The organism is Paraburkholderia sp. BCC1884 (assembly GCF_900996225.1).
Taxonomy (GTDB): Bacteria; Pseudomonadota; Gammaproteobacteria; order Burkholderiales; family Burkholderiaceae; genus Paraburkholderia.
Window position 1 is genome coordinate 553,102 of sequence record NZ_CAAJGL010000101.1, and the last position, 25,790, is coordinate 578,891.

The following is a 25,790-nucleotide window of genomic DNA, read 5'->3' on the forward strand; positions in this document are numbered from 1 at the left end:
CCGCTCGAATGAGCGGCCCGTTTTGTTTTTTCGGCTAGCTAGCCAGCCAGCCGGGCGGTCGGTGGTCGATCGCGACTATTCCGCCGGACCAGGCGCGAGCACTTCGCGGCTGCCGTTGATGCCCATCGCCGACACCAGGCCCGCCGTTTCCATCTGTTCGACCAGGCGCGCCGCGCGGTTATAACCGATGCGCAATTGCCGTTGCACCGACGAGATCGACGCGCGACGCGTACGCACCACGAAGGCAACGGCTTCGTCGTAGAGCGGATCGGCTTCCGCCTCCGGCGATTCGCCGAACAGGTCTTGCGCTGCACCGCCGTCGGTAACGGGGCCGTCGAGAATGCCTTCCTCGTACTGCGGTTCACCGAACTGCTTCAGGTACTCGACGATCCGATGCACTTCTTCGTCGGCGACGAACGCGCCGTGCACCCGTTGCGGATAACCCGTGCCCGGCGGCAGGAACAGCATGTCGCCCTGGCCGAGCAGCGACTCCGCGCCCATCTGATCGAGAATCGTGCGCGAGTCGATTTTCGACGACACCTGGAAGGCGACGCGCGTCGGAATGTTCGCCTTGATGAGGCCGGTGATCACATCGACCGAAGGACGCTGCGTCGCCAGAATCAGATGGATGCCGGCGGCGCGTGCTTTCTGCGCGAGCCGCGCGATCAGCTCTTCGATCTTCTTGCCCGCGACCATCATCAGGTCGGCGAGCTCGTCGATCACCACCACGATGAGGGGCAGCGGGGCGAGCGGTTCGGGTGCTTCCGGCGTCAGCGAGAACGGATTGCCGAGCTTCTTGCCCTTGGCTTCGGTGTCGCGGATTTTCTGGTTGAAGCCGGGCAGGTTGCGTACGCCGACCGCCGACATCAGGCGATAGCGTTTTTCCATTTCGCCGACGCACCAGTTGAGCGCGTTGGCCGCGAGCTTCATGTCGGTCACGACCGGCGCGAGCAGATGCGGAATGCCTTCGTAGACGGAGAGCTCCAGCATCTTCGGGTCGATCATGATGAGGCGCACTTCTTCGGGCGTCGCCTTGAAGAGCAGCGAGCAGATCATGGCGTTGATCGCCACCGATTTGCCCGAACCCGTCGTACCTGCGACCAGCATGTGCGGCGCCTTCGCGAGATCGGCGACCACCGGGTGGCCGGTGATGTCCTTACCCATGGCGAGCGTCAACTGCGAATGCGAGTTCTGATAGACGCTCGCTTCGAGAATTTCGGAGAGGCGGATCGTCTGACGCTTGGCGTTCGGCAGTTCGAGACCCATGCAGGTCTTGCCGGGAATCGTCTCGACTACGCGGATCGAAGTGAGGCCGAGGCCGCGCGACAGATCCTTCATCAAGCCGACGATCTGACTGCCGCGCACGCCGAGCGCCGGCTCGACTTCGAAGCGCGTGATGACCGGACCGGCCGATGCGCCGACCACCGTGACCGGCACCTTGAATTCCTGCAGGCGCTGTTCGATCAGCAAGCCGGTTTCGATGAGCTTTTCCTCGGAGACCGGTTCGATGTCGGTGTCGGCGGGAGCGAGCAGATCGAGCGTAGGCAGTTCGACCATCGATGCCGCCGGAGCGCGGAACTCGAAGCCGTTGGCGGGGCTGTGACCACGCATCGGCGGACGCGGGGCGGCCGTTTCCGCTGCGGGCGGTTCCGTGGCAGCAGCGGGTGCGACTGCGGTGACCGTAGAGGGCGCGATTGAGGCGGCAGGCGGCTCGCTCGTGACTGGCTCTACCGGCACAGCGGCTGCGGTGGACGCGGTGATCGTGACGGGTTCAGCAGCCTGAGCCGCGATAACAGGAAAGCGGACTACATTGGACGCTTGCGGCGCGACGTTTTGCGGCTCGGGCGATGCGGCGGGGTTCGCGGGCTCGCCGACTACTGGAGAGGTCGAGGCATCGGGCGCGGGCGGTGTGGCTGGCGCGTGTGAAGTGTTCGGTAGGGCAGGGGAGTTTGCCGGTTCGGTTTTGGCTTCGGCTTCGGCTTCGGCTTCGGTTTCGGTTTCGGTGTCGAGCGCGAGCTCGTCGATCCCGTCCTCCCAAGGCACAAGCGGTTTGCCGATGACGACTTCGGCAAACGGCTGCGTTGCGATTACCACCCGCTGCGGTTCGATGAGCGGGGCGGTCGCTTCGACGTGGGCGGCGGCGGGCGCCATGAAGGGCTCGATAACCTCCGGCACGACCTCTCGCACGACGTCCTCGGCGAGGCTCGCGGGTTGCGCGGACGTGTCGCTTTGGATCGGCTCGATCGGCTGGCTGTCTTCACCCGACGCGGATTGCTCTCGCGGTTCGCTTGTTTGCAACTGGGCTGCGAATATCTGGAACGGCGTCGGTGTGGCGACTGGCGGAATGTGCTCAGGTGCTGGCGCTGGTGCTGGTGCTGGTGCAGGCGCAGTTGCTGGTGCAGTTGCAAACACGGGCGTCGATGCAGGCGTAGGCGCGGCCGTGAGCGGCGGGTGAATAATCGCCGGTTCGATAGGCCACTGGATCACCGGTTCGGCTTCAGGTTCGATGGGCGCTTTGGTTGTGATTTCCCCCCCACGCGGCGCTTCGGCAGTGATTTCCTCCGCATGCGTCGCTTCTTCGGCACCGATTGCCATGTGTGGCGGTTCAAACGCCTTTTCCGGAATTGCGCGCTCAGCGGCCGCATGCTCTCCCCCTGCAATCGCGGCGTCTGCAACGCGCGGCTCGCTCACGACGAACGCAGTCTCAACCGAACTCGTCGGCGACGTTGTCTCCATGGCGTCGGCATGCTGCGCTTTCACATCAGCTTGCTCGGCTACTTCAGAAGACGGCGCGTCATCCGCCGCCGTCCCAAGCTTGATGCCTTCCGCGCCGCTGCTGCGCGCGAGGCTCACGCCCGCCATATCGGTCCAGCGCGCAGTGTTTTCCGCGATGCTGCGCAGCGTCTCCTGGACGCTGGCGGGCGGGGTAACTGCTTGGGTGGTCGCCATCGGCCTCGTGTAGCTCGGTGCCGATCGGCGCACGGGCTGCGTCGCCGCGGAGTCGCTTACCTGCGGAGTCGGCGAGGGAGACGGGCGGGGCGCCGTGGCGCGTTGCGCCGATGTGGCCGCGCTAGCCGGATGGGGGCTCATCGACGGCCGGCTGTTGCTGCCGGCACCCTGCGCCATCGGCCGTTGCTCGCCAGCCGAACGTCGACCAACCTGCAATGCGCTGTTATCGCGCGTCGCGTCGCCACTTGCGCGCGCCACCGAACCCGCCACTGCTCCGCCCGCCGCACCCATCGAAGCCGCCGCAACGCCCGCACGCGGCGCCGACTCGCGCAGCCAGCCAGCCGGCGCGACCGGCTCAGCGGGCAGCCAGCCAGGCTTGTCCGAGTTCATCGAAGGGTTCGTCTGCACTGGCGCATGCCGTGGCGGCATTGCCTGCCCCGTGCGCAGCACCGGCTCTGCTTGCGCAGTCTGGTTGCGCGGCGCCGCGCTACCCGTGCGCCAGCTGGCCGAAGTACCACGCGTCGCCGCATCCTTTCCGGTCGCGCCGGCGCCCGCGCCGGAACCTGTCCCGCGCGGACTCGCCGGCGGACGCCAGACGGTCGGGCGCGCATACCGGCCATTGCTTTTCGGCGCCATCGTATTGGTCGCCGCCGAACTATGCGACGGCAAACCGTCGTCGACGCTGCGATGACGGCGTGCCTCATCGTCGCGTTTGGCGAGCCCGCGCGACAGACCGAGTCCGAACGCGCCATCGGCCCAGGCGGCAAAGTCGCGCCAGCGGAAATCGATTAGCCACGGCAGGCTGATGAGGAACAGCGCAAGCGCCGCGAGCGGCGTGCCGATATGTCCGAGCAGATGATCGAAGCCCGCCGCCAGCGCATGGCCGAAACCGTTCACGCCGACCACGCCGATCAGCGACGCCTCGAGTGTGCAACTCGCCACCAGCACGCAGACGAAGCCGAGCCATAGACGGATCGTGCCGGGGCCGCGCAAGCCTGCGCCGCCCGGCAGCGCCGACTTCACGAGACGCCACAAAAGAGGAATGAACCAGACGGCTGACCCGCCGAACCAGCCGAAAACTACCGTGTGCATACTAGACATCAAGAATGACGGACGCGCAAAAACGCAATCCGTCGAGTTTAACCGGCGAAGCCCGATGCTTCGACAGCCGACGCAAGTATGCTTGCGTCAAATAAAAAATCGGACCGGCGCGGTCGCTGCACCTGTCCGGGTTCCGCTCACTTGACGCTGCGATCGAAGGTCAGCGTATCGCCGTTGTCCAACACCAGTTGCATCTGCTGCGGCGCGCGCATCTGCACGCCGGTGCGCTCGATGTGCGACAGCGCGTCCAGATACGAGCCTTCGATCTGTCCACCCGGCGTCGCGCACGCCATGCGCGTGCCGCCGAGCGTGCCGAAGCTGAGCTTGCCGTCTTTCAGCGAATACGAACCCATGTAGCGGTTGCAGCCGGAAAACCCGCTCGCGTGACGCTGGCCCGTGCTGGTGGAGAGCGTGAGCGTGAGCGGCGCGCCCTGATCGGCGGACGGAATCGCCCGCGCGGTGCCATCGGCCTGTTTCCAGCCGCTCAGCACCCAACTGGTGTCGTCGAGCAACTGGGTGGCGGCGGGATTGAACGGATCGGGCGCCGGGGCTTGCGCGTCGGTGTGTTTCGGCATTGCGCAGGCGCTCAACAGCGCGGCGATGCTCAGCGCGGCGAAGGCCGAGCGCGCATAAGGGGTGAAGCGCGCAAGACGTCGCGCGCAGGCGCTTTGCAGCATGGCGTCATTCCTCTTCAAACTGGCGAAGGCGTAAGGGTAACGCACTACGCTCGCCACACGCGAGCGCAACGGTGCGAGGGGCCCGCATGTTAACATCGTGTTCTACCCAATCCCACTCTCATCCGACTTTTATCTGGAGCCCCCATGCAGATCGGCCAACGGATCGGCACGCCCCTTTCTGACTCCGCCACGCGCGTCATGCTGCTCGGCGCCGGCGAACTCGGCAAGGAAGTGATCATCGCGCTGCAACGGCTGGGCGTCGAAGTGATCGCCGTCGACCGTTATCCGAATGCGCCGGGCCATCAGGTCGCGCATCGTTCCCACGTGATCGACATGACCGACCACGCCGCGTTGCGCGCGCTGGTCGAGCTGGAACGCCCGCATCTGATCGTCCCCGAGATCGAAGCGATCGCGACCGACGCGCTCGCCGCCATCGAAACCGACGGTCTCGCCGAAGTCATCCCGACCGCTCGCGCCACCCAGCTCACGATGAACCGCGAAGGCATCCGCCGGTTGGCCGCCGAGGAACTCGGCCTGCCGACCTCGCCCTACGCCTTCGCCGATTCGCTCGACGAACTGCGCGCGGGCATCGCCAAAGTCGGCTACCCGTGCGTGGTGAAGCCGGTGATGTCGTCCTCTGGCAAGGGGCAGTCGGTGCTGCGCAGCGACGCCGACGTCGAACCCGCCTGGCAATACGCGCTGGCGGGCGGCCGCGTGAATCACGGGCGCGTGATCGTGGAGGGTTTCATCGACTTCGAATACGAGATCACGCAACTCACCGTGCGTGCCATCGACCCGGCGAGCGGCGAAGTCAGCACCTATTTCTGCGACCCGATCGGCCACGTGCAAGTGGTGGGCGACTACGTCGAATCGTGGCAGCCGCAGCCGATGAGCCCGCTTGCGCTCGAACGCTCGCGCGACGTGGCGCACAAGGTCACGGCGGCGCTCGGCGGCCGGGGGTTGTTCGGCGTCGAACTGTTCGTGCGCGGCGACGAAGTGTGGTTCTCGGAAGTCAGCCCGCGTCCGCATGACACCGGTCTCGTCACGCTGTGCTCGCAGCGCTTTTCGGAGTTCGAGTTGCACGCGCGCGCGATCCTCGGTCTGCCGGTGGATACGTCGTTGAGTGCGCCGGGTGCATCGGCGGTGATTTATGGTGGTCTGGACGAAGCGGGTATCGCGTTCGAAGGCGTCGCGGCGGCACTGGCGGTGCCGAATGCCGATCTGCGCCTGTTCGGCAAGCCGGAGAGCTTCGTCAAGCGCCGCATGGGCGTGGCACTGGCCACTGGCGACACTATCGAAGAAGCACGCGCGCGGGCGAAGCAAGCTGCGGCGGCAGTCCGTCCTATCTCGGGTAAATGATGTAACGCAACGGAATGGACGCGAAGGCGAACCGATGCGCGGTGTGCGTGTCTACTCTGCAATAGCGTCCGCCGCGCGCGTCGTTTTGCCTGCGGCACCTGCATTCTGGAAGTAAGAGGTACGTATGGCGCAAGAATCCAGCAGTAATACGCGGCGTGGGTGGATTGGCCGGTTGGGCGCACTGGGCGTGCTGCTCGCGTTGTGCGCCGGGATGACAGGGTGCGGCCTTGCCGCCGCGCCGTGCCGGATCGCTTCGGCGGGGCTGAAGATCGTGCCGGTGGTCGGGCACGTCGCCGCTGCGCCGACCGACGCATGCGCCGACGTGATCGATCCGTAAGCGGCAGTGTCGTTCATTGCGGTCCGCGGAGCGCTGTGCTGTCCATGTTCGATGAGCGACAACCAACGAGGCGTCTCATGAGGAAATGGCTTGTTGCAGTCACTGCCGCGGCGGGTCTCGCGGCGCTGCTCGGCAATGCATGGGCCGCGCCCTTGCAACTCGCCGGGATTCAAACCAAAAATCGTCAGACGCACAAATACACCTGCGCGACCGGCAAGATTCTCCAGGTCACCTACTGGAACACCGCCAACGGCCAGAGCTTCGCGCTCGTGCCGGTGAAGGGCCAGCAACTGCTGTTCGTCAATACCCTGTCCGGCTCGGGCGCGAAATACCAGGCCGGCAGCTATACGTGGTGGACCAAGGGGCCGCGCGCCGACCTGTACGACGCGATGGACGGCGAAAACGCGCCGCCCATGCTGTCCGACTGCGTCACCATCAATCGTTAGGCGCGATGCGGCGTGCGCCTCCCATCTCGCCGCCGCTCCTCGTCTCGCAGTCTCGCCATGCGGCATTGCCCGCCTGCGCGCATCATTCCCGTTCGAGTAGTAAGCTGTCCGGCGTGGCATTCGCCATGCCGTCCCGCCGTGCCGGGCCTTGCCTGCATGGCCGTCGTCGTCTTCGATCGTCCGATTCCGGACCCTGACAGTCGGGCTATGGCCCGCGTCCGTAACATCAAGCGAGACCCTCAATGAAAGCATCGGACCTGTTCGTCAAATCGCTGGAAGCCGAAGGTGTCGAGTACGTGTTCGGCATTCCCGGCGAAGAAAATCTCGATCTGCTCGAATCGCTGCGCCGCTCCAGAATCCGTTTGATTCTCACGCGCCACGAGCAGGCAGCCGGTTTCATGGCCGCCACTTATGGGCGGCTCACCGGCCGCGTCGGCGTGTGCCTTGCCACGCTCGGCCCGGGCGCGACCAACTTCGTCACCGCCGCCGCGTATGCGCAGTTGGGCGGCATGCCGATGCTGATGGTCACCGGGCAAAAGCCGATCAAGTCGAGCAAGCAGGGCCATTTCCAGATCGTCGACGTGGTGCGGATGATGGAGCCGCTCACCAAGTACACGCGCCAGATCGTCTCGATCGCCAACATTCCGGCGACAGTGCGCGAGGCGGTTCGCCAGGCCGAAGAAGAGCGGCCGGGCGCCACGCATCTCGAATTGCCGGAAGACGTTGCGCACGAAGAAGGCGACGGCAAGCCGATTCCGAAGAGCTTCAGCCGCCGCCCCGTGGCCGAAGAAAAAGCGGTGGCGCGCGCGGTCGAAGCGATCACCCAGGCGAAGCATCCGCTGCTGATGATCGGCGCAGGCGGCAACCGCAAGACCACCACCAAGATGCTGCGCGAGTTCGTCGACCAGATCGGCATTCCGTTCTTCACGACGCAGATGGGCAAGGGCGTGATCGACGAATCGCATCCGCTGTGGCTCGGCAACGCGACCTTGTCGGACGGCGACTTCGTGCATCGCGCGATCGACCTTGCGGACTGCATCATCAATGTCGGCCACGATGTGATCGAGAAGCCGCCGTTCTTCATGCGGAGTGGCGAAGCCGGCGAGAAAACGGTGATTCACGTCAATTTCCTCGGCGCGGAAGTCGATACGGTGTACTTCCCGCAGATCGAAGTGGTCGGCGATATTGCCAACGCGGTGTGGCAGCTTAAGGAAAGTCTCAAGGAAGGTCAGGAGCATTGGGACTTCACGCGTTTCAAGGAAATCAAGCAGCACTTCGAGGCGCACCTGGCCAAAGGTCAGCACGACGATCGCTTCCCGATGTATCCGGTGCGGGTCGTCCATGACGTGTACGAGACCACGCCGGTCGACGGCATCGTGTGTCTGGACAACGGCATGTACAAGATCTGGTTTGCCCGTTACTACCGCGCGCACGAGCCGAATTCGCTGCTGCTCGACAACGCGCTGGCCTCGATGGGCGCGGGTCTGCCGTCCGCGATCGCCACCAGGATCGTGCACCCGGACCGCAAGGTCATGGCCGTGTGCGGCGACGGCGGTTTCATGATGAACTCGCAGGAACTGGAAACGGCGGTGCGTCTGAAGCTCGATCTGGTGATCCTGATCCTGCGCGACGACGCCTTCGGCATGATCCGCTGGAAGCAGGAGAACATGAACTTCCCCGACTACGGCATGACGCTGTCCAATCCGGATTTCGTCGCCTACGCCGAGAGTTACGGCGCGAAGGGCCATCGTATCGAGTCGGCGGCGGAATTCGCGCCGTTGTTGCGCGAATGTTTTGCTACGCCGGGCGTGCACGTCATCGATTTGCCGATCGACTATTCGGACAACGAGCGCGTGCTGAATCGCGAGATCAAGCGGCTTTCGGCGCAACTCTGAGCGCGAGGCGAGTGGCAGGCTCGAGCGGGCACGAGGCATGACGCTTGCGGCTCGGCTTGATCCTGCCGACCCTGCTTTAACCCTGTCAGGCAGCGGACCAAGGAGACCCCATCATGTTGAACAAGACCTACCCGTACTACCTTGCCAACGAAGCCGTCGCGGCCAATACCGATCTCGAAGTCACCGATAAATTCAGCGGCGAAGTCGCCACCCGCGTCGCGATGGCCGATGCCGCCGCGATCGACAAGGCGATCGGCTACGCGGTCGACGCCATGCCCGCGATGCGCGTGTTTCCGCCGTTCAAGCGTCAGGCGGTGCTCGAACACTGCGTGAAGCGCTTTCGCGAGCGCTTCGACGAACTGTCGCTGGCGCTGTGCATCGAGGCCGGCAAGCCGATCAACGACTCGAAGGGCGAAGTCACGCGTCTGATCGACACCTTCAAGGTGGCTGCCGAGGAAAGCGTGCGGATCGACGGCGAAATCATCAATCTGGAGATTTCGCCGCGCGCCAAGGGGTATCACGGCTATGTGAAGCGCGTGCCGATCGGGCCGTGCTCGTTTATTTCGCCGTTCAATTTCCCGCTCAATCTGACCGCGCACAAGGTCGCGCCGGCGATCGCGGCGGGCGTGCCGTTCGTGCTGAAACCGGCGAGCCGCACGCCGGTCGGCGCGTTGATCATGGGCGAGATTCTGGCGGAAACCGATCTGCCGAAGGGCGCTTTTTCGATCCTCCCGGCGCATCGCGACGGCGCCGATCTGTTCACCACCGACGAACGTTTCAAGCTGCTGTCGTTCACCGGGTCGCCCGCGGTGGGCTGGGATCTGAAGAAGAAAGCCGGCAAGAAGAAGGTGATTCTGGAGCTGGGCGGCAACGCGGCCGCGATCGTGGATGGCGATCAGGGCGGCAAGCTCGATTACGTGGTCGACCGGCTGGCGTTCGGCGCCTTCTATCAGTCGGGACAGAGTTGCATCGGCGTGCAGCGGATTCTGGTCCACGCGAGCATTTACGACGCGTTGCGCGAGAAGCTCATCGCTAAAACGAAGTCGCTGGTGATGGGCGATCCGAAGAACGAAAAGACCTTCGTCGGGCCGATGATCTCCGAGTCGGAGTCCAAACGCCTCGCCGGCTGGATGGAGAGCGCGGTGCAGGCGGGCGCGAAGATCGTCGCCGGCGGCAAGGTCGAGGGCGCGATGTTCGAGGCGACACTGCTCGAAGGCGTGAAGCCCGACACCGATCTGTATCGCAAGGAAGCCTTCGGTCCGGTCGCGATCCTGGAGCGTTTCGACAACTTCGAGACTGCGCTCGCCACCGTCAACGACAGCGACTTCGGCCTGCAGGCAGGCGTGTTCACCGATTCGCTCGCTCACGCGCATCAGGCGTGGGATCAGCTCGACGTGGGCGGCGTGGTGATCAACGACGTGCCGTCGTTCCGGGTCGACAACATGCCGTATGGCGGCGTGAAAGACTCGGGGCTGGGACGCGAAGGCGTGCGCTACGCGATCGAGGACATGACCGAGATGCGCTTGATGGTGATGCGTGAGACGTGGTGAGCGGGTTGTCACGCAAGTGTCGTCTAGGCCGAACTACGCTGCCAGCGAAGCGCGGCGGCGCTTCGCGTCGCGCTCGGCGGGACGTCCGCCGGACGCCCGGCACCGGCCTTTCGCCGACGCAAGCAGAAAGCCGGCAGGTGCGCCATGAGTGTTTTTGCTGAAGTGCTACAATACCGGCCTTTCCGGCGGGTGTTTCCGCCGGCCGGAGCCGGCCGCATTTTTTCCTGCAATACCAACGGGTCCCGTGCGGAACGCCGTGGCTCCGCCTTCATCACAATGCCCTCTGCGGTTTCGACCGCTGCCGCGCGCACGCGCCAAGCGCATTTTTAGCGAAAGCCACCATGTCCGACACAGCCGTCACGCCCAGCACTGAGACTTTTGATCAATTCGGTCTCGCGCCCGATATCCTGAAAGCCGTCAAAGAATCGGGCTACACCACGCCGACGCCGATCCAGGTACAGGCGATTCCCGTTGTGCTGGCGGGCCGCGACATGATGGGCGCCGCGCAAACCGGCACCGGCAAGACCGCGAGCTTCTCGCTGCCGATCATTCAGCGTCTGCTGCCGCAGGCCAGCACGAGCGCATCGCCCGCCCGCCATCCGGTGCGCGCGCTGATTCTCACGCCGACCCGCGAACTGGCCGACCAGGTGGCCGCCAACGTGCAGTCGTACGCTAAACACACGGCGCTGCGTAGCGCCGTGGTGTTCGGCGGCGTGGACATGAACCCGCAATCCGAGGCGTTGCGCCGCGGCGTCGAAATTCTGATCGCCACGCCGGGCCGTCTGCTCGATCACGTCCAACAGAAAACCGCCAACCTCGGCCAGGTGCAGATCCTCGTGCTCGACGAAGCCGACCGGATGCTCGACATGGGTTTCCTGCCGGACCTTCAGCGCATCCTGAACCTGCTGCCGAAAGAGCGCCAGACGCTGCTGTTCTCGGCCACTTTCTCGGGCGAAATCAAGAAGCTGGCCGCTACTTACCTGCGCAACCCGCAGACCATCGAAGTCGCGCGCAGCAATTCGACCGCGACCAACGTGACGCAGATCGTCTACGAAGTCGCCGAGGGCGACAAGACGGGCGCGGTCGTGAAACTGATTCGCGAGCGCAACCTCAAGCAGGTGATCGTGTTCTGCAACAGCAAGATTGGCGCAAGCCGTCTTGCGCGCAGTCTCGAGCGCGACGGCGTGATCGCGACCGCGATTCACGGCGACCGCACGCAAAACGAACGGATGCAGGCGCTCGACGCGTTCAAGCGTGGTGAAATCGAAGCGCTGGTGGCGACCGATGTGGCCGCGCGCGGTCTGGATATCGCGGAACTGCCGGCGGTGATCAACTTCGATCTGCCGTTCAATGCGGAAGATTACGTGCACCGCATCGGCCGTACCGGTCGTGCGGGCGCTTCGGGTGACGCGCTGTCGCTGTGCAGCCCGAACGAGCGCAAGCAGCTTGCCGACATCGAGAAGCTGATCAAGCGTCCGCTGGACGTGCAACATCTGACCGTGGATACGCCGGTGCGTCATCATCACGAAGAGCGTCCGCCGCGCCGTGAGCGTAGCGAAGGCCGTGAGAGCCGCGAGGGTCGTGACGAACGTGGTGGCCGCCGTCGCGCGGGCGCGTCGTCGTCGGGCTCGTTCGAGCGTCCGCATCATCATCGCGCGCAACCGGTAGATGACTTCTTCCTGAAGCCTTATGAGCCGTCGCCGGCTTCGGTTCGCAAGATCGAGGAGAGCGCGGCTTCGGGTGCGCCGCAGAAGTCGTCGTCCAAGCAGCCTTTGGCCGCGCTGCTCGGCGGATTCGGTATGCCGAGGAAGTCGTCCTCGTCGTCCTGATTGAGTTGCGCCGGCGCGTTGCTTCGCTGGCGTGATTGGAGGCGCGAATCGGCGTCTCTCTGGCGAACGGCATTCACGCCCGTTCGCTCACCCCGCTTACCCCATCTTCTTCGCCCATTGCGCTGTGGCGGCGGCATAAAAGCCGTCCAGTGTCGTATGCGGGCTGTTCCCGAGATCGAGTCCCAGATGCGTCGCCGCTGCGGTCAGCGCTTCGAGCGGCCTGTCTCGATCGAGTGCGGTCGCTCCGTTTTGTTTGCTGAGTTTTTCGCCGTGGTCGTTCGTTACTACGGGGACGTGCAGATAGACGGGCGTCGGCGCGCCAAGACATCGCTGCAAGTAAATCTGCCGGGCCGTTGAATCCATCAGGTCCGCGCCTCGCACGATGTGCGTGATGCGCTCGTCGGCATCGTCGACGACTACCGCCAGTTGATAGGCCCACTGGTCGTCCGCGCGCTTAAGCACGAAGTCGCCGACCTCCGTCGCGAGGTCTTGCGTTTGCATGCCTTGCCAGCGGTCTTCAAAGCGGATGATCGCCGCGTCGGCTTCCGGCACACGAAGGCGCCATGCCCGCGCCGGCTTGCCGTGCAGGCCATCGCGGCAAGTGCCGGGATAGGCGAGGGTGGTGTTGCGCGTATGCGCGTTCAACAGCGAGTCGGCGATTTCCTTGCGCGTGCAGCCGCAAGGGTAGATCTGACCGGTGGACTTCAAATGTTCCAGCGCCTGCTGATATTTGGCCATGCGTCGGCTCTGCCAGACTGGCGGCTCGTCCGCGTGCATGCCGAAATGGGCGAGGGTTGCGAGGATGTCCTCAGCCGCGCCGGGCACCGTGCGCGGACCGTCGATATCTTCGATCCGGACCAGCCAGACGCCTTGGTGTGCCCGCGCGTCCAGCCAGCTTGCGAGCGCGCTGACGAGCGAGCCAATATGCAACGGCCCGGTGGGCGACGGCGCAAAGCGTCCGCGATAGGTCATGGCTGAGCGATCATGTTTGCGGTCGCGGTCGCGGTCGCGGTCGCAGTTGCGCTTGCAGTCGCAGTCGCAGTCGCAGTCGCGCGGCAGCCGCAATGCGCTTGCCTCATCACGCTGCGTCTGCCGCCTTGCTGTCCGGATGGCACGCCGGACACGTTTTGCCCGCCACGTACAACGGCGATTGTTGTGCCTCGGGCGGCACGACCGCGCGGCAGCCGAAGCACTGCGCGGTGGCAGTGGGTTCCAGCTGCGGATTGAGCGCCGTGCGGTAGTCGAACACGAAGCAGTCGCCGTGGTAGTGCGCGCCGCCCACTTCCTCGAAATACTTCAGGATGCCGCCTTCGAGCTGGTACACATTCTCGATGCCCACTTCCTTCATGTGAATCGCGGCCTTTTCGCAACGAATCCCGCCGGTGCAGAACGACACGACCGTCTTGCCTTCGAGGTCGGCGCGGTTCTGTTCGATCACCTCGGGGAATTCGCTGAATTTCGTAATGCGATAGTCGAGCGCGTTGTCGAAGGTGCCTACGTCGACTTCGAACGCATTACGCGTATCGAGCATCACCACGGGGCGGCCCTGATCGTCGTGTCCGCGATCGAGCCAGTGCTTCAGCGTGGGCGCATCCACGAACGGCGCGCGGCCGAGTTCCGGCTGGATGGCCGGCTTTTTCATGGTGATGATTTCGCGCTTGAGCTTGACCAGCATGCGGGTGAACGGCTGCTTCTCCGACAGGCTTTCCTTGAATTGAAGCGTGGCGAACTTGCCTTCGAACAGCGCGTCATGACGGATATAGTCGATAAACGCGTCCGCGGCTTCGCGCGTGCCGGCAACGAACAGGTTGATGCCTTCCGGCGCGAGCAGAACGGTGCCGCGCAGGCCGAGCGCGTTGCAGCGCTCCGTGACGAACGGGCGCCAGGCGGCGGTGTCTTCGATGGTCGCGAAATGATACGCGGCGAGATTGACGATACTCATGTGTGTTCAGCGGTAAGAAGTGGCCGACGGCGCAGAAAAACGGGGCGCGTTGGGTGGCCAGCGTGGGGCTGCCCGCGTTGGGGCGATCGCATTCGGAACCCTCTGGCGCGGCCACGTCGAATAGGACGAAACCCGTATTATCCCTCAACCCGGCATTTTCACCGCCTCAGCCGAATGGTCAGGTGTTTGCGATAGCGCAAACGGGTCACGAACTCGGGACGAAAGAGTCGCCGCATGCATGCCAAAGGCTGCTTGAAGAACCGCGCGGACTTCCCAAAGGCGGGCGCGTGCGGACTCTGAAAAGGCGCCACGCGTGGGCGCCCAAAACGGTGCGCGATCCGCAGAACTCCAGCAGACGGCGCTTGCGCGTTCGCGTCCTAAGCCGAACGGCTAACGCGAGGGTTTGGCCTGAAATCTCCGGGAGGCTGGGGTTACAATGTCGCCCATGTCAGATCCCCGCTTCGTTCATCTTCGCGTCCACTCCGAATTCTCGATTGCCGATGGCATCGTGCGTCTTGACGACATCGTCAAGGCCGCCGCCAAAGACGGTCAGGGTGCGCTCGCTCTCACCGACCTCGGCAACGCGTTCGGTCTCGTCCGTTTCTACAAGGAAGCCCGCAGCAAAGGGGTCAAACCCATTGCCGGCTGCGACGTCTGGATTACCAATCCGGACGACCGCGACAAGCCTTCCCGTTTGCTGCTGCTGGTCAAAGACCGGCGCGGCTATCTGAATCTGTGCGAGTTGCTGAGCAAGGCCTCGCTCACGAACCAGTATCGTGGTCGCGCGGAAGTCGAGACGAGCTGGCTCGAATCCGGTCTCGGTGAAGGATTGCTGGCGCTGTCGGGTGCGCAGCACGGCGACGTCGGGCTCGCGCTCGCTGCCGGTAACGAAGAAGCGGCCAAACGCAACGCCTTGCACTGGGCGAAGGTGTTTCCGGGCGGCTTCTATATCGAGTTGCAGCGCTGCGGGCAGCCGGGCGGCGAGCAATACGTGCAGCAGGCGGTCGCGCTCGCGGCGTCGCTGAAATTGCCGGTGGTCGCCACCCACGCGATGCAGTTCATGACGCCGGACGACTTCACCGCGCACGAAGCGCGCGTGTGTATTTCCGAGGGCGATATTCTCGCGAATCCGCGTCGCTCGAAGCGCTTCACGCCCGAACAGTATTTCCGCACTCAGGAGGAGATGGCCGCGCTGTTTGCGGACATTCCGTCGGCGCTCGCCAACTCGGTCGAGATCGCCAAGCGCTGCAACCTCACGCTCGAACTCGGCAAGCCCAAACTGCCGCTGTTCCCGACGCCGGACGGCATGTCGCTCGACGACTACCTCGTGCAACTGTCGAAAGAGGGCCTGGAAAAGCGCCTGGAACAGTTGTATCTGGACGCGGCCGAGCGCGAGGCGCAGCGCGAAACGTATTACCAGCGCCTCGAATTCGAGTGCGGCACGATCATCAAGATGGGCTTTCCGGGCTACTTCCTGATCGTCGCGGACTTTATCAACTGGGCAAAGAACAACGGCGTGCCGGTCGGCCCCGGCCGGGGTTCTGGTGCGGGTTCGCTGGTCGCGTATGCGCTCGGCGTCACCGACCTCGATCCGCTGCGCTACAACCTGCTGTTCGAACGTTTCCTGAATCCGGAACGGGTCTCCATGCCCGACTTCGACATCGACTTCTGCCAGCACGGCCGGGATCGGGTGATCCAGTACGTGAAGGAAAAGTACGGTGCGGACGCGGTGTCGCAAATCGCCACGTTCGGCACGATGGCGGCGAAAGCGGCGGTGCGCGACATCGGCCGGGTGCTCGATCTCGGCTACATGTTCACGGACGGCATCGCCAAGCTGATTCCGTTCAAGCCGGGCAAGCACGTCACCATCGCCGACGCGATGAAAGAAGAGCCGCTCTTGCAGGAGCGCTTCGACAACGAAGACGAAGTACACCAGTTGCTCGAACTCGCGCAGCGCGTCGAAGGCCTCACGCGCAACGTCGGTATGCACGCGGGCGGCGTGCTGATCGCGCCCGGCAAGCTGACCGACTTCTGCCCGCTTTACACGCAGGGCGACGAAAGCGGCGTCGTCAGTCAGTACGACAAGGACGACGTCGAAGCCGTCGGCCTCGTCAAGTTCGACTTTTTGGGTCTGACCACGCTGACGATTCTCGACTGGGCCGAGCGCTATATCCGCCGTCTCGATCCGTCGAAGCAGGACTGGTCGCTCGCTCAAGTGCCGCTCGACGACCCCGCGTCGTTCACGATCCTGAAGAAGGCGAATACGGTCGCCGTGTTCCAGCTGGAAAGCCGCGGCATGCAAGGCATGCTGAAGGACGCACAGCCTGACCGTTTCGAGGACATCATCGCGCTGGTCGCGTTGTATCGTCCGGGCCCGATGGACCTGATCCCGAGCTTCTGCGCGCGTAAACACGGCCGCGAAGTGGTGGAGTATCCGGATCCGCGCGTCGAATCCGTCCTGAAAGAGACCTACGGCATCATGGTCTACCAGGAGCAGGTGATGCAGATGGCGCAGATCATCGGCGGCTACTCGCTGGGCGGCGCCGACTTGCTGCGTCGCGCGATGGGTAAGAAGAAGGCCGAGGAAATGGCCGAGCATCGCGAGTTGTTCCGTCAGGGCGCCGCGAAGAACGGGCTGACCGGCGAGAAGGCCGACGAAATCTTCGACTTGATGGAGAAGTTCGCGGGCTACGGCTTCAACAAGTCGCACGCGGCCGCCTATGCGCTGCTCGCGTACCACACCGCGTGGCTGAAGGCGCATCATCCGGCGGCCTTCATGGCGGCGAATATGTCGCTCGCCATGGACGACACGGACAAGGTCAAGATCCTGTTCGAAGACTGTCTGACGAACAAGATGGCCGTGCTGCCGCCGGACGTGAACCAGTCCGCGTATCGCTTCGAGCCGGTCGCCGAACCCGACGGCAAGGCCTCGAAAACGATACGCTACGGTCTCGGCGCGATCAAGGGCAGCGGCCAGAACGCGATCGAAGAAATTCTGCGCGCGCGTGAAGACGGTCCGTTCATCGACATTTTCGATTTCTGCAATCGTGTCGACCGCCGCATCGTCAATCGCCGCACGGTGGAAGCCTTGATTCGCGCCGGTGCTTTCGACACCTTGCATGCGAATCGCGCGCAGCTGATCGCCTCCGTTTCGCTGGCGATGGAAGCCGCCGAGCAGGCGAGCGCGAACGCGCTGCAGGCAGGCCTGTTCGACATGGGCGACGCGCCGTCGCAAGGTCACGAACTGGTCGACGAGCCGGAATGGCCGGAAAAGAAGAAGCTGCAGGAAGAGAAGGCCGCACTCGGCTTCTACCTGTCGGGCCATCTGTTCGACGCTTATAAAGGCGAAGTGCGCCGCTTCGTGCGGCAGAAGATCGGCGAGTTGAAAGAAGGGCGCGACAAGCTGGTCGCCGGCGTGATCGCATCGCTGCGCACGCAGATGACCCAGCGCGGCAAGATGCTGATCGCCTTGCTCGACGACGGCACGGGCCAGTGCGAAGTGACCGTCTTCAACGAGACATTCGAAGCCCACAAGCAACTCTTCAAGGAAGACGAGTTGCTGGTCGTGCAAGGCCAGGCGCGCAACGACGCGTTCACGGGCGGCATCCGCTTCACCGTCGAGACGGTCATGGACCTGGGGCGCGCGCGTTGCCGCTATGCGGAAGCCGTGAAGGTGCAGATGAACGGCAATGCCGACGCGTTGGCATTGCGTCGTGTGCTCGAAGCGCATAGCGCGGGCAAGGACGAGCCGCCCGCGGCTGTCGCACCGGCAGCAGCCTCGCGTGGTGGTAACGGCGGCGGTCGCAATGGCGGCGGCTATGGCGGAGGCGGGCAGCGTCAGCCGGTGCAGATCCCGAACGGGCTGGCCGTGCAGGTGGTCTATCGTAGCCAGAACGCCGAAGGAGAAATGCGTCTTGGCGACGCGTGGCGCGTGAAACCAACCGACGAACTGCTTGCTGCGTTACGCGGCGAGTTTGCGGGAAGCTCGATCGAGATCGTCTATTGACGAGCGGTTCTGCCTGCGCGAGCAACGCTTGCGTGGGCAGAACACCCGCTCGCAATATCTCAGCGCCGCGCCTTCTCTGTCAGCCGAGCCAGCTTCAAGAACCGGTAATAAACCGTCCCGGCATTGAACACCGCAATCATGAAGCCCGCGCGGCCGTCCAGAAAGCCGCGCCGCAGTAGGTAAGTCCGCACGAACGCCCAGGCGCCACGCCCGAGTGCCTTGCCGAAGCTGCCCCGTTTGCCTGCCGCGTGACGTTGCTGGGCGCCCGCCGTCGAATACGCGTCGAGCTTGCGCAACACGCCTTCGAAGTCCTCGTACGAGTAGTGCATCAATTTGCCGGTCAGGCGTTCAGCCGGCGTGTCGAATACGAGACGCTCGTGCACGAGGTCGTCGGAGAAACGAGCGGCGCCGCGCTTGAACAGACGTGGAATCCAGTCGGGATACCAGCCGCTATGATGAATCCAGTGGCCGCAAAAACTCGATAGCCGGTCGACCGCATAGACGTCGGCAGTGGGTGCGCTCAGCGTGGCGCGGATCGATGCGGCTAGCTCGGGCGAAACGATCTCGTCGGCGTCGATCGACAGAATCCAGCTGGTGCTGAGCGCCTCGAGCGCGCGGTTTTTTTGCGGGCCGAAGCCAGGCCAGTCGATCTGCTCGATCACGCGGGCGCCGTGTGCGCGGGCGATGTCGGCCGTGCCGTCGGTGCTGCCGCCGTCGATCACGACGATCTGATCGGCGAAGGCCACCGCCTGCAGGCATTCGGCCAGTCGCGCCGCCGCGTTCCGGGTGATGATGGCGACGCCGAGAGTGGTTTCTTGCATACCTGAATTGCGTGGAGGGCAGAGTGACGGAGCGCGAGGTGCAAGCAGGTCGAACAGGCGAAACGCGCCAGCACCGGCGAATCGCGCAAGTATACACAGCCCATCCGGCCCCACACCGAACCGTCGGCCAGCAGGCTGCGGTGCCGACGGCCGGACGGAAGCGGCCCATGCGCCCGGCAAGCTGTTCGTGGCTCATGCCAAGGCGCCAATCACAGTCCGTCGTACGGCCCGCGCAAGCGTTTACAATGCACTTTTTGATATGCCGTACGACGGCCATACCGTCAGTCGTGCGGCGGCTGTTCCGTATTCCCAGAGGATTCCTTGAGCGCCAAGCCAACGTTAAGCAAGCCCATCGGTTCAGGTGAGGCGTCGTCGCCCTCCGTCATCTTTCGACGCTTGTGGCCGTATATCAAGCCGCTGCTGTGGGTTCTGATCGGCGCGATCGTCGCCATGGCGGTCAGCGCCGCGACCGACGCGGCCATCCCGGCCTTGCTCAAGCCCTTGCTGGACAAAGGCTTCGGCGCACATGCCAACGACAAGACCAAGTGGTTCGTGCCGGGCGCGGTGATCGGCCTCGCGCTGATTCGCAGCGTGTCGCAATACGCTTCCGGCTATCTGCTGGCCTACGTGTCGAACAAGATTCTGCTCGACCTGCGTCTGAAGATGTTCGACCGCATGATCCACACGAGCGTGGCGTTCTTCCAGCGCGAAACCGCCAGCACGGTGATCAACGCGATCGTCTTCGAGGTGAACCAGATTCTCAACGTGCTGCTGAGCGTGCTGGTCACGCTGGTGCGCGATTCGCTGACCGTCGTCTTCCTGCTGGGCTATCTGTTTTATCTGAACTGGCGTCTGACGCTGATCGTCGCGGTGCTGCTGCCGGCCATCGGCTGGCTGGTCGGCAAGATCAACCGCCGGTTGCGGCGTCTGAACCGCGAGCATCAGTTGCTGACCAATGAGCTGTCGTACATCGTGGAAGAGTCGGTGGGCGGCTACAAGGTCGTCAAGGTGCACAACGGCGAGCAGTACGAGACCGAACGCTTTACGTCGATGAGCAAGCGCCTGCGCGGCTACGCCATGCGCATGACGGTGTCCGGCGGTCTCGCGCAACCGTTGACGCAGTTTCTCGCGTCGATCGCGCTGGCCGTCGTGATTACGATCGCAGTCGTGCAGTCGTCGACGGATCAGACCACCGTCGGTGGTTTCGTCGCTTTCGTCACGTCCATGCTGCTCATTATCTCGCCGCTCAAGCACCTGATGGACGTGAACCAGCCGCTGCAACGCGGCATGACGGCGTGTGAACTGATCTTCGGCCTGATCGACGAGCCGTCCGAGCCGGAAGGCGGCGGCAAGCCGCTCGAGCGGGCGCGCGGCGAAGTGGAGTTCCGCGACGTCTCGTTCACCTACGGCAGCACCGCCACACACAGCCGTCATACGCTCGACCAGGTGTCGTTCAAGGTCGCGCCGGGCGAAATGGTGGCGCTCGCGGGCCCGTCGGGTAGCGGCAAGACCACGCTGGTCAATCTGCTGCCGCGCTTTTTCGATCCGACCGCCGGCGAGATTCTGGTGGACGGCGTACCCATCGGCGAATACGGCCTGCACGCGTTGCGCAGCCAGATCGCGATGGTGAGTCAGGACGTGGTGCTGTTCAACGACACCGTCGCCAACAACGTCGCCTACGGGCAGCAGGCCGATGCCGACAAGGTCAAGGCAGCGCTGCGGGCGGCGAATCTGTGGGACACGGTCGAGGGTATGCCGAACGGCATCGACACGCTGATCGGCGACAACGGCTTGATGCTCTCGGGCGGTCAGCGCCAGCGTCTGGCCATCGCGCGCGCGATCTACAAAGATGCGCCGATCCTGATCCTCGACGAAGCGACGTCGGCGCTCGATTCCGAGTCCGAACGTCACGTGCAGGCGGCCCTCGAAACCTTGATGAAAGGTCGCACGACGCTGGTCATCGCGCACCGTCTGTCGACCATCGAGCGCGCCGACCGGATTCTGGTGATGGAAGCCGGGCGTATCGCCGAGCGGGGCAGCCATCGTGAACTGCTGGCGCAAAACGGCCTGTATGCCCATCTGCACCGGATCCAGTTCCAGCAGAACGCGGCCTGAAAAAAAACAGAAAGATTCGGCAAGACCCGCGCGCCGTTGGCGCGCCCATCCGTGCAGTAGTATTGACGACCCGCTTGCACCGCCCGCGCGAGCGGATCGTGCTGATCGACCTCTTCTCTACGTTTGAACGCGCGCTCGCGCGCCGTCGTCGCCATCATGAAAATCGGCTTGTCCAGTAACGCGCTCAAACACAGCGGCGGCCTCGAACGCTACGCCATGGACCTCGTGCGCGGTTTCGCCGGCATGGGTATCCGCCCAGCGTTCTTTGCGCGGCGCTTCGATCGGTCCGTGCCGGAAAGCCGGCTGGTCGAAGCGCATCGCATCAACGTGTCGTTCCTGCCGGGCAAGCTGCGCGACGGCTGGTTTTCATGGCGTCTGCGCCAGGCGCGCCGGGCCGCCGGTGTCGACGTGCTGATCGGCTGCAATCGGGTCGATTCGTCCGAGATCGCGATTTGCGGCGGCACGCACCTCGGTTTCCTGCGCGCCAGCGGCCGGCCGCAACGCAGCTCCGATAGCTGGCAGATCGCGCTGGAGCGGCGGCAATACGAGCGGGCGCAAGTGATCGTCGCTCACTCCGAATTGATGCACAGCGAACTACGCGAACTATATGGCGTCGCCGACGCGAAAATCCGCGTGCTATATCCGCCGGTCGACGGCGCGCGCTTCACGCCGGTCGATAGCGCGCAACGCGCCGCGCTGCGCCACAAGTTCGGCTTCGCGGATCACGAGATCGTGCTGCTGTTTCCGTCGAGCAGTCACGAGCGCAAGGGTTTGCCGCTGATCGAAGCGGCCTTGCGCGACACCACCTTGCCGGTGGTGCTGGCCGTTGCGGGGCGGCCGCCCGAACGTACCTCGGAGCGGGTGCGCTACGTCGGCTATATCAAGGAAATCGAAGAGGCCTATCGGGCCGCGGACTTCACCATTCTCGCCTCGAAATACGAGCCGTTCGGCCTGGTGGGCGTGGAGTCGGTGATGTGCGGCACGCCGGTGATTTTTCCGTCGAGCATCGGTTGCTGCGACGCGATCGCGGACCACGCGAAATTCGTGTTCGCACCGGGCGACGTCGCCGGTCTGCGCGCGACCATCGAGCGCGCAGTGCAACAGCGGCTCGCCGATCCCACGCGGATGTCGCCGGAGTCGACGCGTCACGCGGTGCTTTATGACACGCGCGTCGCAGGCCACGTCGAAGAACTACTCACGCTGGCGACGGGCATCGCCAGGCGCCAGTAAGGCTGGTTGACCGGCGCGAGGCCGCTCGGGCAACTCCGCTCAAGACCTCAAAACGTCACGCTGACCGGCTCTTCGCATCCACCAGACGCTGGTAGACCGCTTCGGTTCCGTCGATGAAATGCCGGTCGCTGAACTCGTGTTCTGCGCGAAGCCGCGCGCGCTGCCCCATGGCCGCCACTTTGGCGCGGTCGGCCACGATTTGCGCGAGCTGCGCCGACCATGAAGCGGGCGATTGCGCTTCGACGATCCATCCGTCGACACCGTCGTTGATGTTTTCCGGCAATCCGGCGTATCGCGAGACGATCACGGGCTTGGCCATGGCCATCATTTCCCGGCAGGCGAACGACACGGTTTCGATCGCATACGAGAGCACGAAGCCGAGATCGAACGCGGCGATGTACGGCCGCACGTCGTTCACGAGGCCGACCACCGAAATCGCGCTGCGCATATTGAGCCTGTCGATGATGGCCCACTGCTCAGGCGACGGCTCCGGGCCCACCACCACCAGCTGCACCTGGTCGCGCAACGGCGCGGGCAGGGCCGCGATCGCGGCGACCATGTCCATGCTGCCCTTGTACCATTCGAAGCCTGTCACCGTGCCGATGATCAGCTTGGCGGCGTTGTCGTCGCCGACGATCTCGCGACGTCGTTGCAGGACCGTTTGCTCGCCGGGCGGCGAGAAATGCGCGATGTCGATGCCGTTCTTCACGACCGTGACGCCGCACCCGCCGTAAGGCGTGGCGCGCATCATGGCAGCGGTGAAATCGGACACGGCGATTACGTGATGGGTCGCGAGCCGGGCGCGGAGTTTGTTCGCCAAGCCCCGGCCGACGGCAATGGAATTGTGTTTCGTGAACACGATGCGCGGTTTTCTACGTCCGAGGCCTGCCGTCGCGATCATCACCAGCCGATGGTCCGCGGAGCCGTTCACGTGCACCACGTCGATATGGTCCTGCGTAATCAGTTGACGCAGACGGCGGGCCGCGCGCCCCATGCTGCCGAGCTGATTGATCTTGCCCGGGAAATCCATCGGCACCAGACTCACGCCCTGCAGTTCACGAGCCTGTGCATAGAGCGTGCTGGTGACGGGTGTCGCAATCGAGACGGTGTGATGCCGTGCCAAGGCTCTGGCGATGGCGATCACATACGTCACGTGGCCGCCGCCCCTTCCAGAGTGGAAGTTGGTGAGTAAAATCTTCATGGTCTCGAGGCTCGTATCACGCGCCGCTGGTCGGAGCCGTTGTCTGTCCAGCGAGGATGACGCTTTGTTTTAGCGTGTCGGGACGATTCATGACGGCGCCGATCGCTTCGCGTACTTCGTCGATCGAAGCGGGGCGTCCCTCGTCACCCACGGACTTCGACAGGCCCGGCCGGTCGATGCCGAAATGGCGCCGCGACGTGGCCGTGAAAATCATCACGGTGGGTTTTTGCAGCGCGCTCGCCAGATGCACGAAGCCGGTGTCCGTGCCGACGATGACCGCCGCCATTTCGATATGCTGTGCGACCGCCTCCACGCTCAGGCGAGGCAGCACCACGGCGCCCGGAATGCCGTCCGCGATCGCGATCGCGTCCTGGCGTTCCGCCTCGCCGCCCCACGGCAACAACGGCGTGATGCCGAGTGCGGTCATATCGCGGCCGATACGGTGCCAGTGCTCGATCGGCCACTTCTTTTCGGCACTCGACGTGGCGTGGAAAAACAGCGCGAACGGCGCGTGCTTCGCCGCTTCGGGCAGGACGGCGGGCGCGGGGATGCGCAGGCCGAAATCCGGCGCAGTGTCGATCGAATAGCCGAAGGTCTGGCTGACCGTGCTTCTGAGTCCGTCCCATGCATTGAGATCGCCGCGCGGCTCGAAGCGCTCGTTATAGGCGAACGCCGCGCCGGTTTCGCCGAGGTCGGCGTTGCGGTAACCGTAGCGGCGGCGGGAGCGGGCGAGAAAGGCGATGATCGCGCTCTTGTAGACGCCGTGGACGTCGATCACGGCGTCGTATTTTTCGCGACGGAGTTCGCCGATCGATTCCCAGATCGTCTTCAGGCCGGCGAGGCTGCGTTGCTTCTTGAAGCCGCGCAGCGGTGCGCACAATACCCGGTCGATGCCGGGATTCCAGCGCAGGATGTCGGCAAACGCCGCGTCTGCGGCCCAGTCCACCTTGATGCCGGGGAAGGCGCGGTGAAGGTCCGAGACGATGGGTTGACCGAAAACGATGTCGCCCAGTGAAGTGACCTTAACAATTAGGATTCTGTTCATCAGCGCAGTGGGTCGTGCATGTCGGCGGCGGTGGGTCCGGTCGGAACTGCGCCCGTGGTGTCGCCGCATGGCGGATAGGGTCGCTAAAGGTCGGCGTGCAACGCCGTGCATCCGTACGATCGGCTCGACAGAGAATCGGCGCGAGCCAGTGAACAAACGGTCGGGTCGGCGCAATCTCTAATCGGACGATTATACCGGAACGTGATTGTGCGGCGCTTTCGGACCCGCCGTGCCCAGGCGACAAAAAAGCGGGCGTGCGCTCAGGCTTTTCGTTTCAGCCGCTTGAGCCACAACGACGGCGCGTACACGGCGGGGCAGGTGTTGTACACGAACATGCGGATGCGCAAGCCGAGCTTCACATTGCGCGTTTGCGTCAGCAACGCGAGGCGCTGGCCGAGGCCGCCGGCGTTGAACATGGCGTGAATGAACTGCTCGCGCGCCAGCTTCGGTTCGAGCGCCGCACGCATCCGGTCGCCGACGCCGGCAATGTCGGCATCCTGCTGGATCTGCGCGGCCGTCGCGAGCGCGAAGCCGTTGCCCTGGCGCATGCGCGCGACCATTTCGGCGGTGGTCTGGTAACGGCGTTTGCGCGACAGGCCGCCACGCCGATAGCGCACGAGCGGCTCGCGCAGACTCAGCGCGCCGCCCGAGACGATCGCGCGAAACGTCATGATCTGATCTTCGGCCGCCGAGCCCGGCATCATCGGACCGAAGCGTTCGAACAGCCGGTGCGACCACGCGTGCGCCGCGCCGATCAGCCACGGATTATTGGCGAGCCAGTCGTCGATGCCGCGATAACCGTCGAGTTCGGTCGGCGCCATCAACTCGTGCACGTTGCCGGTTTCGTCCATGTCGGCGAGGTCGGTGGCGATCAGGTCGGGCTTCTTGTCGTGTGCCAGCCAGGTGTCGACCACCCGCTCGCAGCGGATCGGCACCGACATGTCGTCGCCGGCGGCGACGAACAGCAGTTCGCCGCGCGCCATGGCCGCGAGGCGCGACAGGTGCGCGCTGATGCCTTCGTTGGCCGCGTTGCGGCGCGTGATGACCTGATGCGGACCGCTATAGCCAAGCGTCGCGGCTTCGATGGCGGCGTAGGTGGCGTCGCTGGAGGCGTCGTCGGAAATGATGATTTCGAGCGGCGAGTACGTTTGGGCGAGCACGCTGCGCACCGCGTCCGCGATGATCTTTTCCTGGTTGAACGAGATCAGCAGCACCGAAACCAGCGGTTTGGCTGGCGAGGAGGACGGCTGGGACGGAACGCTAGGAGTCATGGTGCGATTCGGTTGA

Annotated in this window: 17 protein-coding genes; 9 read left to right on the forward strand and 8 right to left on the reverse strand. The window is 64.3% G+C overall.

The window, feature by feature from the left end; all coding sequences use genetic code 11:
* Positions 1–75: 75 nt before the first annotated feature.
* A complete protein-coding gene (locus FQ705_RS24880; RefSeq protein WP_144145384.1) occupies positions 76–4,041 on the reverse strand; it encodes a DNA translocase FtsK in 3,966 nt (1,321 codons plus the stop codon).
* Positions 4,042–4,187: 146 nt separating this feature from the next.
* Positions 4,188–4,727 carry an META domain-containing protein gene (locus FQ705_RS24885; RefSeq protein WP_144145388.1) on the reverse strand — a complete coding sequence of 180 codons (540 nt, stop codon included), beginning with the start codon at positions 4,725–4,727 and terminating at the stop codon, positions 4,188–4,190.
* Between the two features lie 144 nt (positions 4,728–4,871).
* Between FQ705_RS24885 and purT the strand changes: the two genes are divergently transcribed.
* The 6 genes from purT to FQ705_RS24920 all read left to right on the forward strand — a co-directional run bounded on the left by purT (position 4,872) and on the right by FQ705_RS24920 (position 12,143).
* On the forward strand, positions 4,872–6,086 hold the full coding sequence (purT, locus tag FQ705_RS24890) for a formate-dependent phosphoribosylglycinamide formyltransferase (RefSeq protein ID WP_144145394.1): 1,215 nt from the start codon (positions 4,872–4,874) through the stop codon (positions 6,084–6,086).
* A 124-nt stretch (positions 6,087–6,210) separates the two neighbouring features.
* Positions 6,211–6,423: a DUF6726 family protein gene (locus FQ705_RS24895; RefSeq protein WP_144145401.1), complete on the forward strand. Its 213-nt coding sequence runs from the start codon at positions 6,211–6,213 to the stop codon at positions 6,421–6,423.
* 77 nt (positions 6,424–6,500) lie between these two features.
* Positions 6,501–6,869 (forward strand): MliC family protein, encoded by a 369-nt coding sequence (locus FQ705_RS24900; RefSeq protein WP_144145406.1) that lies wholly within the window; start codon positions 6,501–6,503, stop codon positions 6,867–6,869.
* A gap of 242 nt (positions 6,870–7,111) precedes the next feature.
* A complete protein-coding gene (locus FQ705_RS24905) occupies positions 7,112–8,764 on the forward strand; it encodes an acetolactate synthase large subunit (protein ID WP_144145411.1) in 1,653 nt (550 codons plus the stop codon).
* A gap of 113 nt (positions 8,765–8,877) precedes the next feature.
* Entirely contained in the window at positions 8,878–10,314 is a 1,437-nt protein-coding gene (locus FQ705_RS24910) for an aldehyde dehydrogenase family protein (RefSeq protein ID WP_144145414.1), read from the forward strand.
* A 341-nt stretch (positions 10,315–10,655) separates the two neighbouring features.
* The gene (locus FQ705_RS24920) at positions 10,656–12,143 is read left to right on the forward strand and encodes a DEAD/DEAH box helicase (RefSeq protein ID WP_144145418.1); all 1,488 of its coding nucleotides are present in this window, start codon (positions 10,656–10,658) and stop codon (positions 12,141–12,143) included.
* Between the two features lie 96 nt (positions 12,144–12,239).
* Here the strand turns inward: FQ705_RS24920 and gluQRS are convergent, their stop codons facing one another.
* Both gluQRS and FQ705_RS24930 read right to left on the reverse strand, forming a co-directional pair.
* On the reverse strand, positions 12,240–13,115 hold the full coding sequence (gene gluQRS / locus FQ705_RS24925; protein ID WP_144145421.1) for a tRNA glutamyl-Q(34) synthetase GluQRS: 876 nt from the start codon (positions 13,113–13,115) through the stop codon (positions 12,240–12,242).
* Between the two features lie 106 nt (positions 13,116–13,221).
* Positions 13,222–14,085, reverse strand: coding sequence for a sulfurtransferase (locus FQ705_RS24930; RefSeq protein ID WP_144145423.1), 864 nt, complete (start codon positions 14,083–14,085; stop codon positions 13,222–13,224).
* 436 nt (positions 14,086–14,521) lie between these two features.
* On the opposite strand from FQ705_RS24930, the gene dnaE reads away from it, so the two are divergent.
* Positions 14,522–18,091 carry a DNA polymerase III subunit alpha gene (gene dnaE / locus FQ705_RS24935; RefSeq protein ID WP_144145425.1) on the forward strand — a complete coding sequence of 1,190 codons (3,570 nt, stop codon included), beginning with the start codon at positions 14,522–14,524 and terminating at the stop codon, positions 18,089–18,091.
* Positions 18,092–18,150: 59 nt separating this feature from the next.
* Here the strand turns inward: dnaE and FQ705_RS24940 are convergent, their stop codons facing one another.
* A complete protein-coding gene (locus tag FQ705_RS24940; RefSeq protein WP_144145427.1) occupies positions 18,151–18,912 on the reverse strand; it encodes a glycosyltransferase family 2 protein in 762 nt (253 codons plus the stop codon).
* 321 nt (positions 18,913–19,233) lie between these two features.
* Here FQ705_RS24940 and msbA point away from each other — a divergent pair, with 321 nt between their 5' ends.
* Positions 19,234–21,027: a lipid A export permease/ATP-binding protein MsbA gene (msbA, locus tag FQ705_RS24945; protein ID WP_144145430.1), complete on the forward strand. Its 1,794-nt coding sequence runs from the start codon at positions 19,234–19,236 to the stop codon at positions 21,025–21,027.
* Positions 21,028–21,183: 156 nt separating this feature from the next.
* Positions 21,184–22,257 carry a glycosyltransferase family 4 protein gene (locus FQ705_RS24950; protein WP_186307985.1) on the forward strand — a complete coding sequence of 358 codons (1,074 nt, stop codon included), beginning with the start codon at positions 21,184–21,186 and terminating at the stop codon, positions 22,255–22,257.
* Between the two features lie 55 nt (positions 22,258–22,312).
* Here the strand turns inward: FQ705_RS24950 and FQ705_RS24955 are convergent, their stop codons facing one another.
* The 3 genes from FQ705_RS24955 to FQ705_RS24965 all read right to left on the reverse strand — a co-directional run bounded on the left by FQ705_RS24955 (position 22,313) and on the right by FQ705_RS24965 (position 25,774).
* On the reverse strand, positions 22,313–23,458 hold the full coding sequence (locus FQ705_RS24955; protein WP_144145436.1) for a glycosyltransferase family 4 protein: 1,146 nt from the start codon (positions 23,456–23,458) through the stop codon (positions 22,313–22,315).
* Between the two features lie 16 nt (positions 23,459–23,474).
* Complete coding sequence (gene waaC, locus FQ705_RS24960; RefSeq protein ID WP_144145441.1) at positions 23,475–24,503, reverse strand: lipopolysaccharide heptosyltransferase I; 1,029 nt, start codon at positions 24,501–24,503, stop codon at positions 23,475–23,477.
* A 260-nt stretch (positions 24,504–24,763) separates the two neighbouring features.
* Positions 24,764–25,774 carry a glycosyltransferase gene (locus tag FQ705_RS24965; RefSeq protein ID WP_144145444.1) on the reverse strand — a complete coding sequence of 337 codons (1,011 nt, stop codon included), beginning with the start codon at positions 25,772–25,774 and terminating at the stop codon, positions 24,764–24,766.
* Between the last annotated feature and the right edge of the window lie 16 nt (positions 25,775–25,790).